This is a genomic window from Buttiauxella sp. AC038, assembly GCF_979253565.1.
In genome coordinates this window covers 2,053,919-2,066,760 of the sequence record NZ_CEEDCQ010000001.1, presented here as the reverse complement: position 1 = coordinate 2,066,760, position 12,842 = coordinate 2,053,919, and the positions used below count along the sequence as shown (strand labels likewise).

Annotated in this window: 13 protein-coding genes; 4 read left to right on the top strand and 9 right to left on the bottom strand. The window is 47.1% G+C overall.

Features of this window, described 5'->3' with window-relative positions; translation table 11 throughout:
* Positions 1 to 18: 18 nt before the first annotated feature.
* Complete coding sequence (gene cmoA, locus AC0IXI_RS09850; RefSeq protein ID WP_134186796.1) at positions 19 to 762, top strand: carboxy-S-adenosyl-L-methionine synthase CmoA; 744 nt, start codon at positions 19 to 21, stop codon at positions 760 to 762.
* Complete coding sequence (gene cmoB, locus AC0IXI_RS09845; RefSeq protein ID WP_422568134.1) at positions 759 to 1,730, top strand: tRNA 5-methoxyuridine(34)/uridine 5-oxyacetic acid(34) synthase CmoB; 972 nt, start codon at positions 759 to 761, stop codon at positions 1,728 to 1,730. Before cmoA ends, cmoB begins: the two co-directional genes overlap by 4 nt.
* Positions 1,731 to 1,760: 30 nt before the next feature.
* Here the strand turns inward: cmoB and fumD are convergent, their stop codons facing one another.
* From fumD to cutC, 7 genes are all read right to left on the bottom strand, one after another.
* On the bottom strand, positions 1,761 to 1,973 hold the full coding sequence (gene fumD / locus AC0IXI_RS09840; RefSeq protein WP_134186792.1) for a fumarate hydratase FumD: 213 nt from the start codon (positions 1,971 to 1,973) through the stop codon (positions 1,761 to 1,763).
* A 100-nt stretch (positions 1,974 to 2,073) separates the two neighbouring features.
* Positions 2,074 to 2,292 (bottom strand): acyl carrier protein, encoded by a 219-nt coding sequence (locus tag AC0IXI_RS09835; protein ID WP_134186790.1) that lies wholly within the window; start codon positions 2,290 to 2,292, stop codon positions 2,074 to 2,076.
* Between the two features lie 18 nt (positions 2,293 to 2,310).
* Positions 2,311 to 3,747 carry an AMP-binding protein gene (locus AC0IXI_RS09830; protein ID WP_471682327.1) on the bottom strand — a complete coding sequence of 479 codons (1,437 nt, stop codon included), beginning with the start codon at positions 3,745 to 3,747 and terminating at the stop codon, positions 2,311 to 2,313.
* The gene (locus tag AC0IXI_RS09825) at positions 3,744 to 4,865 is read right to left on the bottom strand and encodes an MBOAT family O-acyltransferase (RefSeq protein WP_424222086.1); all 1,122 of its coding nucleotides are present in this window, start codon (positions 4,863 to 4,865) and stop codon (positions 3,744 to 3,746) included. Before AC0IXI_RS09825 ends, AC0IXI_RS09830 begins: the two co-directional genes overlap by 4 nt.
* Positions 4,866 to 4,992: 127 nt before the next feature.
* Positions 4,993 to 6,132 (bottom strand): D-alanyl-lipoteichoic acid biosynthesis protein DltD, encoded by a 1,140-nt coding sequence (locus AC0IXI_RS09820; RefSeq protein WP_064511956.1) that lies wholly within the window; start codon positions 6,130 to 6,132, stop codon positions 4,993 to 4,995.
* A 319-nt stretch (positions 6,133 to 6,451) separates the two neighbouring features.
* On the bottom strand, positions 6,452 to 6,976 hold the full coding sequence (locus AC0IXI_RS09815) for a DUF1003 domain-containing protein (RefSeq protein ID WP_134186782.1): 525 nt from the start codon (positions 6,974 to 6,976) through the stop codon (positions 6,452 to 6,454).
* A gap of 268 nt (positions 6,977 to 7,244) precedes the next feature.
* Positions 7,245 to 7,994, bottom strand: coding sequence for a copper homeostasis protein CutC (gene cutC / locus AC0IXI_RS09810; protein WP_471682326.1), 750 nt, complete (start codon positions 7,992 to 7,994; stop codon positions 7,245 to 7,247).
* Between the two features lie 95 nt (positions 7,995 to 8,089).
* On the opposite strand from cutC, the gene AC0IXI_RS09805 reads away from it, so the two are divergent.
* The gene (locus AC0IXI_RS09805; RefSeq protein WP_413498832.1) at positions 8,090 to 9,232 is read left to right on the top strand and encodes a MalY/PatB family protein; all 1,143 of its coding nucleotides are present in this window, start codon (positions 8,090 to 8,092) and stop codon (positions 9,230 to 9,232) included.
* Here AC0IXI_RS09805 and AC0IXI_RS09800 read toward each other — a convergent pair.
* On the bottom strand, positions 9,221 to 9,787 hold the full coding sequence (locus tag AC0IXI_RS09800) for a VOC family protein (RefSeq protein WP_471682325.1): 567 nt from the start codon (positions 9,785 to 9,787) through the stop codon (positions 9,221 to 9,223). The two genes, AC0IXI_RS09805 and AC0IXI_RS09800, sit on opposite strands and share 12 nt — an antisense overlap.
* A gap of 249 nt (positions 9,788 to 10,036) precedes the next feature.
* Between AC0IXI_RS09800 and argS the strand changes: the two genes are divergently transcribed.
* A complete protein-coding gene (gene argS / locus AC0IXI_RS09795) occupies positions 10,037 to 11,770 on the top strand; it encodes an arginine--tRNA ligase (RefSeq protein WP_064511961.1) in 1,734 nt (577 codons plus the stop codon).
* Positions 11,771 to 11,911: 141 nt separating this feature from the next.
* On the opposite strand, the gene lpxA is transcribed toward argS, so the two are convergent.
* Positions 11,912 to 12,703, bottom strand: coding sequence for an acyl-ACP--UDP-N-acetylglucosamine O-acyltransferase (gene lpxA / locus AC0IXI_RS09790; RefSeq protein WP_064511962.1), 792 nt, complete (start codon positions 12,701 to 12,703; stop codon positions 11,912 to 11,914).
* Between the last annotated feature and the right edge of the window lie 139 nt (positions 12,704 to 12,842).

The window sequence follows — 12,842 nt, the reverse complement described above, 5'->3', positions numbered from 1 at the left end:
ATTTCCGGATTTAACGTTATGTCTGACCGCGATACGCTGTTTTCCGCCCCGATCGCCAAATTAGGTGACTGGACCTTTGATGAACGCGTAGCTGAAGTGTTCCCCGATATGATTCAACGATCGGTGCCTGGCTACTCCAACATTATTTCTATGATTGGTATGCTGGCGGAGCGCTTTGTGGCACCAGGTAGCCAGGTCTATGACCTTGGTTGTTCGCTTGGCGCGGCAACGTTATCCGTGCGTCGTAACATCCAGCATGACAACTGCAAAATTATCGCGGTAGATAATTCCCCTGCTATGGTCGAGCGCTGCCGACGCCATCTTGACGCGTTTAAAGCGCAAACCCCAGTTGATGTTATCGAAGGCGATATCCGCGATATCGTTATCGAAAATGCCTCGATGGTGGTGCTGAATTTCACGCTGCAATTCCTTGAGCCTGATGACCGCAAACTGCTGCTGGAAAAAATCTATCAGGGTCTGAACCCAGGTGGCGCGTTAGTGCTGTCGGAAAAATTCAGTTTTGAAGATGGTGAAGTCGGCGAATTACTGTTCAATATGCACCACGATTTTAAACGTGCGAACGGCTATAGCGAGCTGGAAATCAGCCAAAAACGCAGCATGCTGGAAAACGTCATGCTTACCGACTCTGTCGAAACACATAAAAAACGCCTCAAACAAGCCGGATTTGACCACGCAGAATTATGGTTCCAGTGCTTTAACTTTGGCTCTTTAGTTGCACTGAAATCAGGAACTTCTGCATGATCGACTTTGGTAATTTTTATCAGCTTATCGCGAAAAGCCCGCTGGCTCCGTGGTTAGAAACCCTGCCTGCACAAATTGCCACCTGGCAGCGTGAGAACCTACACGGCCAGTTCAAGCACTGGTATAACACCGTTGAATACCTGCCAGAACTTGCGCCGTATCGTCTGGATTTATTGCACAGCGTCACCGCTGAGTCTGAAACGCCACTCAGCGATGGACAGCGACTGGGGATTGAAAAACTACTGCGTAACCTGATGCCATGGCGCAAAGGGCCATATTCTCTGTATGGTGTAGACATCGATACCGAATGGCGCTCAGACTTGAAATGGGATCGCGTTTTACCGCATATCTCCCCGCTTACCGGGCGCACAATTCTGGATGTCGGCTGCGGTAGCGGTTACCACCTGTGGCGGATGATTGGTGCGGGTGCACACCTCGCGGTGGGTATCGACCCGATGCAGTTGTTTGTTTGCCAGTTTGAAGCGGTGCGTAAACTGTTGGGTAATGACCAACGTGCCCATGTGCTGCCGCTTGGTATCGAACAGCTTCCTGAACTCAATATCTTTGATACCGTGTTCTCGATGGGCGTGCTTTATCACCGCCGCTCCCCACTCGACCATCTTTATCAGCTAAAAAATCAGCTAGCTAAAGATGGCGAACTGGTGCTCGAAACGCTGGTTGTGGAAGGTGATGAGAATACGGTGTTGGTGCCAGGCGAGCGTTATGCGCAGATGCGCAACGTCTATTACATCCCATCAGCTTTGGCGTTGAAAAACTGGCTGGAGAAATGTGGTTTTGTTGATGTGAAAATTGTCGACCATTGCTACACCACAAGCGAAGAACAACGTCGTACTAGCTGGTTGACCACCGAATCACTGGCCGACTTCCTTGATCCGAACGATGCGAACAAAACCATCGAAGGTTATCCAGCCCCTCTGCGCGCCGTTCTTGTAGCTCGTAAGCCATAATTATCTTAAGGCCACAGAATGTGGCCTTACTTATTTCGCCTCAAATCCAAGCGCACGAATGACTTCTTGCATCGCACTACTCGTCAATTCAGAACGCTGAATCTTGCTATTAGCAGACATGGCTCTGACAACACCCGCAATAACAACATGTTTAGGTTCCTGGCCAAGATCGCGCATCTCAAGCACCACCTTTCCAACAACACGACACATTTCATCGTAAAGCTCTTTATCTGTGATACTCATACCGTCCTCCATTGTTTAGAGGGAGCCTAACACGTTTAAATCATTTAAATAAAAAAAGCCCCAGCAAAACGCCGGGGCCATAAAGTAGTGAATCTCGTCTTCAGACGTTTTCTTCAAGCCAGGCGGCCAACGTTGCTGGTGTCTTCAACACTGTCGCCACATCTGTTGGTGGAATGGCACAACCAAATTCGGCCTGCACCTCCAGCACAACATCAACCGCTGTGATTGAGTCGAGAATACCGGACTCAACCAACTCATCGTTAAACGCCACTTTACGTGACAACACGTTTTCAAAGAGGGCTAAAATTTTCTGTTCCATTTTCTTATCCTTTAATGATTAACAGGTACGCGCCTGTGCATCGAGTAGTTTGCGGTCAATCTTCCCGTTAGGGTTGAGAGGTAATATGTCCATGACGACAATCTGAGATGGCACCATATAAGACGGTAATGTTTTGGTGAGATTAGCTTTGATCTCTTTCTCAGAAAGCGATGAAGAACAAAAAGCCGCAAGGCGTAGAACAGCCCCATCTTTTTTAGTCAGCGGTAACACAACCGCTTCGCTAATTCCTGAAAGTGCTAACAGCCGGTTTTCGATTTCATGGATTTCAATGCGATAACCGTTCATTTTAATCTGGCTATCGTTGCGCCCCTGGCAATATAAATGCTCTTTATTAATACGACCCAGATCGCCCGTTTTATAGCCACGCCACTGTTTGCTTTCATTCCATAACAGTTTCTCGCTATTTTCTTTCGCCAACCCGAGATAGCCACGCATGACGTTCTTACCCCAAATAATTAATTCATTATCTGCGGTTATTTCCATTTCAGAATGGGGCATCATCTGGCCTATTGGCAGAAGATCACATTCGCTTTTAAGCATTTCATCGCTGATTTCAACAACCGTCGTGGCAATGGTCGCTTCCGTTGGGCCATAAGAATTGAGTATTTTGGCTTCAGGAAAAAGACGACGCAGATGCTTTACCAGTGCTTTACTGAGAACTTCACCGATAAAAATAAAGACTTTCAGGTCAGTTAAATATTCAGCACAAAATTCTGGAAGCAGCAGTTTTTGATAGGTAAAAGAAGGGGTCGAAACCCAGGCAGAAACCTTTTTCTGCTTTAACGTCGCCAGCCAGTTTTCAGCTGCAATGTCCTCTTTTGCGTTAAGAACGATATGCCCGCCAGTCGCAAGATTTCCCAACAGTGGAATTAAAGACAGATCGAAGCTAAATACCGCATGGTTCATCAGCACCGGGGTTTCAGGCAGGGAAAAATCATTGCGCACCCACTGCATGAAATTCCATACACTTTCACGGCCAATCTGCACCCCTTTTGGTTTACCCGTACTGCCTGAGGTAAACATAATGTAGGCCAAATCCTGCTGTTCCAGTTCTTGCGCCTCGACTCCGGTCGCCACAAAACAACGCAGCCTTACATCATAATAGTAAGGCGCACTAGCTAATTCACAGATCTCTTTCAGGCGCTCTGCCGGATAGATATTATCCACCGGGATATAGGGAATGTTATTGAGCAGGCAGCTATAAATAGCGCAGGCAAATTCCGCTTGCTGGTGACCATAAAGGACAATGGGTATATTTGGCGTTAAATTTAGCCCGGCGAAACGCATCTTCCAGTCAACTACAGCTGAACTAAGCTCCTGCCAGGTCAAGCTATTATCACTGCCAGTGATCGCTAATTGGTGACTGTTTTGTGGTTCAAGTAAAACCGCCTGCAGATAATCATTGAGTTGTTGTAAATCAGAATTATTAATCATACTGGAGACATTCCACTAAAAATATAAAGAGAGACTGCCGCACTTGCTAAGGTTAAAAACCGCCCCGTCAGGACAATCAGTGGTTTTTGTAACCAGCTGGTCATTCGTGGGCTATGCTTTGCAAGCCAAAGAATCATATTGTGGATAACGGAAATACTGCCGAACAATGCACCACTGACAACATAATTAAGCTCCAGCCCATTCCAGGCCCCCATACAAAACAGAGTGCAGAAAATACCGATATTTTGTGCCGTGACCTTATGATTTCTGAAAAAATCGATCTTCATCAGATTCATATAAATCGGCATAAAGACCACATCACGAAGCCACTCTGACAGGCTAATATGAAACCTGCGCCAGAAATCCTGCGGATTCTTTGCCAGTAACGGCAGGTTAAAGTTGGCGGGGAGATTGAGCCCGAACAAACGTCCTGCGCCAATCGCCATATTGCTGTAGCCGGCAAAATCGAAATAAAGATAAAAGCTATAGGAAAGCGACATCACCACCCAAACCGTCATAGTAACTGGACGATGACTCCAGTGGCTGATAATGAAATTATCAATCAGCATAGCAAACAGAAACTTCTGCACGATGCCATAGAATATTTGCTCCATTGACTGCAAAAACACCGCAGTCGTGAGGCGAAAATTGGGTTTAGAAATATCCTGTACCCAACTACGCCAGCGGTACATCGGCCCCGCCAAAATAATGAAAGGTAAAAAGAGATAGCTAAAATACTGGAAGAAATCACGGGAGTCTTTCTTGTTGCGATAGAGTAAAACATCTATCGCTCTGAAGGTCATAAATGACAACCCGAGCATGCCCCAGTGGTTATTTAAATGCAGTTTTACCAGTATCAGTGGTAGCAAACTCAAGATGACTGATTGCCAGGTTTTAAGCCATGTTTTGTCTTTTAATGTGGCGATGGTATACAAATAGCCAAACATTAAAATGGGAATAGTGATCTGGCTTTTGAAGACATATCCCCATACGGCAAACAGCGCAAAAGCAGAAAATAGCGATGCATAAGTCAGGCGATTACCCAACAAGCGATTAGCTACTGTAAAAATGAGTGAGCTCGCAAATAACACAGCAAAGAAAGGTGCGCTTGTGTACATTCTCTTATTCCTTAAAACTGCTGATATTCAAAATGCAGCTTCAAATTCATACTGTTATCAATTGATGACCAGGCAATAATGGTGATCATCAAAAAGAAATAGAGGAAAAAGAGTCGAATCGCTTTTTTCATTTGTTAAATGCCTCTGCAATATAACGGTCCATTGCGACCCATGCTAATTCGGTTGGATGAAGACGGTCCCAATTCCATCCCGGTTGATATATTTGGTCGTACATATCAAAATATGGAATATCATATTTTTTCAGTGTCTGTTGGATGAAGCGGTCGGTCGGCTGGAATTTTTCAGTATTCTTTAAAGCCCACGAGTTGAGCGGATCGATAATCACGACTACATTGACCTGACGCTCGTGCAGCAGCTTTATCATAGCTGTAAACGCCTGTTGTTCTGGATGCGATGGAGGCGCGGTATACCACTCCTCTACCGTTTTATCGTCTGCAAATATGTCTTTATCCATCCATAACGTGGCCGCACTTTCATGACGAGAACGATTCAGTTTCTGGGCCAACTGCAATTCAGCGTTCCAGTCAATATTCGACCAGTTATCGCGGGGGGCAGGCCACGGCTGCATATTCGATTGACCAAAATGGGAAAATGACAGGAAATAATTCCTGATCAATTCACAGAATGATGAGAATTGATATTTAATTTCACGCCAGACAATTTTGTAATGCCAGCCAAAAATGCGCATCTGGCTAAACGTCAAATGGTCAACATCTTGCGGGTCGATATGGGTTAAATAGTGGGTCAAGATGGGATGCATTGTTGCATCCGACATCAATGGTTTAAATACCGAGTCAGGGAAATGATCAGCGAAAATTGTCGGTGGAATGCCATCAAAAAAGAAACTATCAGGTGACAATAACAACACCAGTTTCGTTTTTGGCGACAGTTCTTGTTTAAAGCGCGTCAACAAAGCAAGCTGCGTCATGTTATCGACAAAGCTGTCACCGTAGGCAACGGTCGGTTGATGCAGTTTTGTATTGAAGAAATTATAGACCGCAAAATGCTCATCTTCAGAGGTTGAAACTTCAGATGCCCCGAGGAAAAATATCGCATTACCATTTAAAGCATGCGAAATGGTCGCCATTTTCTCAGACTGAATTTTGCGCGTGCCTTCCATTGTTTTAATGAGTGGTTGAAATTTTAGCGCAGGTTGTAAGCTATTAATAAATGGCGGCAGGGTTAAGACCAAAGCAGCAAGGATCGCCATGGAAACATGCAATAAAATAGCTTTATTTATTTTCATAATAAACACAACTTTGTCGACACTAAATAAAAATAGAAAATATTATTCAATCAATATTTTTAAATGGATTTTAATAATAAAGAAATGAACTACTCTATTCATTGAGTGATTGGTATCCGTATGTAACGCTTTGTACAATGTAGCAATTTCGAAATATGTGGTTAACAATTTTACCACATGAGGTAGGCAGGATAGAATTGGCATTGTGCCATGTAAATATGAAGAAATTATGGTGAATTTTTGCAGAACTGATCCTGGGCCAAGGGAAACTAAAAGCCCGCAAACGGCTCACAGCCACAGGAAAGGGTTAACCGTATTTCTATTTAATTAATTGCTTATGCAGTTGATCTGTGATGATTTCGATACGTTCTGTTAGCTGCTTAGTCACGTTAGTCAGCTCAGTATTCATCTCAATCAATTTAATCATCTGTTCGGCTTGTTCGGCCGCAAATTTTAATCGTTTTTCATTAGCCTGAGCTAAGTCTTCACGGTGCAATGCATCGGCTTCCCCGTGCGCTTTATCCCTCTCCGCCTGGCGTGTTTGGGCCAGCAAAATGAGTGGTGCCGCATAAGCGGCCTGCAGACTGAATGCCAGGTTCAGCAAAATAAAGGGATAGAGATCAAAGTGGCTCACACCCGTCACGTTGAGAACTATCCAAACTAAAACGATGATAGTTTGAGCGCCCAGGAAGAAAGGCGTACCAAAAAACCTGGCAAAGGCTTCGGCTTTTAATGCAAACCAACTTTCCCCAAACGTTGGCATTAAATGCTGGTGAGCACGATGGAAACGTAAGTGATCCCTGGCCGTAATCTTTCCAGATGACTCTTTGTTGGATAGCGCCATTTCCGTTACTCCTCAGCAATGAATGACTATTTATTACACTAAAGTCTAGCAGAGGAATTAACAGGCTTTTGGGAAGGGTTGAGGCTAACAAGGCGCGTTGATTAAATCGGAAACCGTATTTATTTCAGAAGGATAACTAAGCGCCTATACAGCACTCGATAAAATCGTAACTTATTAATATGGATAAAAAAAGCCCCAGCAAAACGCCGGGGCCTGGTACGAGCAACATCACATGGGCGACATGATGCGCGGTTAAAATCTTTAAGTGTCAGGCTGCAGTCTTCCCTGCAACCAACACGGCTTTCATTGCTGCCACTACATCACCATCAACGCAGTAACGATTAAACTCATCAGCTTCCGCATCAGCGCTCATCGACACACCCGCTTTACGGTAACGCATCGGTGATGGCACGGTCTGCCCGGCTGAACTGTGCATTTCGTCAATGCCTTGATCGACAAACTTTTTCAAGTTGCTCAATCGCACACCAGCACCGGCCATAATGATTGGAGCACGGGAATGCTGTTTTAGTTCCCTAAGTAATGAAAGTCCTAATTCTGCATTCTGCTGTTGGCCTGAAGTCAGGATGCGCGCCACCCCTAAATCGGTGAGCTGTTCCAACGCCTGGTGGGGGTTATGGCACATATCAAACGCTCGGTGGAAAGTCACTGCCATACCTTTAGCCTGCTCCATGACTCGCTTCATGCGAGATACATCAACATGCCCTTCCCCATCTAACATACCGATCACCAGCCCCGGATAACCGAGCTCGCGTACGAAAGCGATATCTTCAATCATGGTCTCGAATTCGGCATCGGTGTAACAAAAATCACCACCGCGTGGGCGAATAATTGGATGCACAGGTATCGAAACTCGTTCTTTCACTTTACGCAGCACCCCAGCAGAAGGGGTCAAACCACCCTCTTTGGGGGCTGAACATAATTCAAGCCTGTCCGCTCCGGCAAGTTGCGCAGTGACTGCACAGTCAATTCCATAACAACATATCTCAAGCAAAGGCATTGATTACTCCTTAAAATCTTTAGCCTGGCGGTTGTGTCAATGACACAAAATGATAATGTGAAAACACGATCACAAAAAGGTAATAGCTAATCATGATGGCATTCAATTTTGATGAAGGCATCGACCGCCGTCACAGCGACAGTTCGAAGTGGAATAAATATGGTGATGAAGTGTTACCTATGTGGGTGGCAGATATGGATTTTCGCTCACCACCTTGTATTCTCGAAGCCCTTCATAAACGCGTAGAACACGGAGTTTTTGGTTACGGTAACCGGCCGCAAGAATTAGTGGATATTGTCGTTGAAAGAATGTCCAGCCGCTACCAGTGGCAGATTAAACCAGAGTGGATCGTCTTTTTACCGGGCATTGTCGCGGGCCTGAATTTGAGTGTTCGCGCCTTTACGGCCGCCGATGAAACTACCATTGCGCCAACACCTATTTACCCTCCATTCCGAAAATCATCTGCATTTGCCAATCGCTCACAACTCAACGCGCCACTGCTCCTTGAAAATGGCCGCTGGGTTATGGATTTGCAGGCGCTGGAATCTCAGCTAACCGGCAAAGAAAAATTGCTGATGTTGTGCAACCCACAAAACCCAGGCGGCACCATCTATACGCGTGAGGAATTACAACAGCACCTGGCATTCGCCCAACGCCACGACATGATCGTCTGTTCTGATGAAATTCATTGTGATTTGCTGCTTGATCCAGGTGCTAAACACATCCCTTTCGCGACACTGAGCCACGACGCAGAACAGCGTTCTATCACGCTGCTTTCACCTTCGAAAACCTTCAATATTGCCGGGCTTGGCGCATCACTTGCGATAATCCCTGACCCGCAATTGCGTAAGCAATTTAATACAGTTCGCGATGGGATTGTACCGAGTGTGGATGTGCTGGCGCTGACAGCCGCCACCGCAGCGTGGCGCGATGGTGAGCCGTGGTTGCAAGAGTTACTTCCTTATCTGCGTCGCAATCGCAACACGTTGGTGAGTGCCGTGAATAATATGCCAGCTCTTACGATGGCATCACCACCCGCCACTTACCTCGGATGGGTGGATGCAAGCGCTCTGCCGGTAGAAAACCCGACGCTCTTCTTCCAGAAAGCCGGATTAGGTTTTTCTCCTGGGGCTGATTTTGGCGAAGCGAAATTCGTGAGAATTAACTTTGGCTGCACCTCAGCAACGCTTAATGAAGCCATTAAACGCATGGAAGCAGCCGTGAGATCAGTCTGCTAGTTCGCTGGCAACGATCTCTTCAATACTCCATGGATGGAATTTGATGGTGACTTTGCCGTCGGTCACTGCAAGTGTTGGGTTTGGCAAGCGCTCGCGTTCGCCTTTAGGCGAACTGGTTTTCACTGAAATTCCGGTCTGGCGTAAACCCGCGTCAGACATTAAATCCAGCGCTCGTACATTTAGCGTTTCAGACTCCCCCGGCAGCACAATTTCTACATGCTCCCAACCTTCGTGCGGATAGCGTTTCTCACCCGGCCACGGCAGTTCAACCACGCTAAATTCCCAGTGTGCCACACAAACGGGGTCGTCTAATTTGAACAGGCAAATTGGGCGCTCATTAATGATATTTTCCGACAGCAATGTGCCGCACTTTTCCAGGCCTGCACGCCAGCGTTCCGCCGTCGTATTCTGATGGCAACGCAGAGAAATGTGATCGGCGTCGAGTGGTGCGATTTCAAGATCAAGCCGCGCGGCAAGTTCTGTTAACGCTTGTGTAAATCGCGGGAGATCCGCTGAAATATCATTCAATTCTGCAATTGTCTGCCAGTTGGCCATCACCCTATCCTCTCAAGTCACGAATGCGGGCTAATCTACCAATTTAGGCAGATATCACCAACACCCGAAACGAGGCTATATTTCTGAATGGTTATTCACTATACCGTTGATATTAGTCCAGGGCGCACCGGGCAAGGCTTTTGCTGACTAAGGGGGTAAATACAGTTATACTTACGCCCTAATTTTATCCCCAATGATACGGCTGCTGTAAAAGTCACGGCAGCCCTTAGCAAAAAGTAAGGTATCCCGGTGAATATTCAGGCTCTTCTCTCAGATAAAGTCAGTCAGGCACTGATTGCCGCAGGTGCACCTGCGGATTGCGAACCGCAGGTTCGTCAATCAGCAAAAGTTCAGTTCGGCGACTATCAGGCCAATGGCGTGATGTCAGTTGCAAAATCACTGGGCAAGCCACCACGACAAGTCGCAGAGTTGGTGATTGCCAATCTGGATTTGACCGGAATTGCCAGCAAAGTTGAAATCGCCGGCCCAGGCTTTATCAACATTTTCCTCGACCCAGCATTCCTGGCAAAAAATGTCGATGAAGCTGTTGCTTCTGACCGTGTAGGCGTGAATACCGTTGCACCACAAACCATCGTGGTCGATTATTCCGCACCAAACGTGGCGAAAGAGATGCACGTCGGCCATATCCGCTCCACTATCATTGGTGATGCTGCGGTGCGTACGCTGGAATTCCTTGGCCATAAAGTTATCCGTGCCAACCACGTGGGTGACTGGGGCACACAGTTCGGGATGCTGATCGCGTATCTTGAAAAGCAGCAACAAGAAAACGCGGGTGAAATGGCGCTGGCCGACCTGGAAGAGTTCTATCGCGCAGCAAAGAAACACTACGATGAAGACGCAGAATTTGCGGAACGTGCTCGCGCATACGTCGTAAAACTGCAAGGCGGCGACGAATACTGCCGTGAAATGTGGCGTAAGCTGGTCGATATCACCATGACGCAGAACCAGCAAACCTACGATCGCCTTAACGTGACGCTGACCCGTGACGACGTAATGGGTGAAAGTCTTTATAACCCAATGCTGCCGGGCATCGTGGCAGATCTCAAGGCGAAAGGTCTTGCGGTCGAGAGCGAAGGCGCAACCGTAGTCTACCTGGATGAGTTCAAGAACAAAGACGGCGACCCAATGGGCGTTATCATCCAGAAAAAAGATGGCGGCTATCTCTACACCACCACCGATATTGCTTGTGCGAAATATCGCTATGAAACCCTGCATGCAGACCGCGTGCTTTACTTTATCGACTCCCGCCAGCATCAACACCTGATGCAAGCATGGACCATCGTGCGTAAAGCCGGTTACGTTCCAGAATCTGTCACCCTGGAGCACCAGATGTTCGGCATGATGCTGGGCAAAGACGGCAAGCCGTTCAAAACCCGTTCTGGCGGCACGGTAAAACTGACCGATCTGCTCGACGAAGCCATGGAACGTGCGCGTAATCTGGTGGCAGAGAAAAACCCGAACATGCCTGCGGATGAACTGGAAGCGTTAGCGAAATCCGTCGGTATTGGCGCAGTGAAATACGCAGACCTGTCGAAAAGCCGCACCACCGATTACATCTTTGACTGGGACAACATGTTGGCCTTCGAGGGCAACACTGCACCGTATATGCAATATGCATACACTCGCGTGCTGTCCGTGTTCCGCAAAGCTGAGATTGATGAAGCTGAACTGCTCAAAGCGCCAGTAGTGATTCGTGAAGATCGCGAAGCACAGTTGGCTGCACGCCTGCTGCAATTTGAAGAAACGCTGAATGTGGTTGCGCGTGATGGTACACCGCACGTGATGTGTACTTACTTATATGACGTGGCAGGCCTGTTCTCTGGCTTCTACGAGCATTGCCCGATTCTGGCTGCTGACTCCGAAGAAGCGCGTAACAGCCGCCTGAAACTGGCTCTGTTAACCGCGAAAACGCTGAAGCTGGGTCTGGATACCTTGGGTATCGAAACCGTAGAACGTATGTAAGTTCCTAATTTCAGTACCCTAAATAATTCGAGTTGCAGGAAGGCGGCAATTGAGAGAATCCCGATGAGCTTACACTAGTAAGTGATTCGGGTGAACGAAAGCAGCCAACACACCTGCAACTTGAAGTATGACGGGTACTTGTTAGCGAACAATTCCCCGCGCTGACCGCGCAAAAAACCGATCATAAAGGCCAATCACCGGGAAATCACTTTCCAGTATTTTCAAAGACCTCTTCACTTCTTCTATCGCCAGCGCCTGGTTGTAAAACCGCTCATACAATGTATGAATCAAATCCTGCTGTTCTAGCTCTAACGCCTGAAACGCTTTCGAACTTGCGTTGATACCCAGCGGCACAGCGCGGTTTCCACCCGCCGTCACAAACGGCGGCACATCCTGAACCACTGCTGATTGGTCGAGGATCTTAACCCCACTCGCCAATATGCAAAATTGATGGATAGCACACATAAAGCCTATCTGCGCATCATCATCTAGCTCAACGTGCCCGGCAAGCCCACTGTTATCACCTATTAATGTGCCATTACCGACCACACAATCATGACCAACATGGACACAACTCAAAAAGCGATTGTCATTACCGATGATAGTGGTGCTAAGCCCCTGAACCGTTCCACGATGAATAGTGGCATTTTTGCCAATCTGATTCCGGTCACCAATAACGACCGTCGTGGGTTCACCGGCATATTTAAGATCCTGATTCGCATCGCCTATGGATGAAAACTCGCCAAAAGTATTGTTACAGCCGATTGTTGTCAGGCCATTAATCACCGAGTAAGCGCCAACAACAGTTCCTTCGCCTATCACTACACCTGCGGAAATAACACAAAACGGGCCAATACTTACATGCGCACCGAGCACCACACCCGGTTCCACAATACTATTACTGGCAACCCGGGCTAACGGGGAAATAGACATCAAATTATCCTGATGACGGCACGAAACGGAGAACGCCGGTCATCGTTTGTTTATTAATCCAGAGTAGGGATCAACAAGAAAAGAGGGGTCGAAAGAGAAGCTCCGCTTCGCCATTCGCATAATCGTTAAGGAGGGTAAA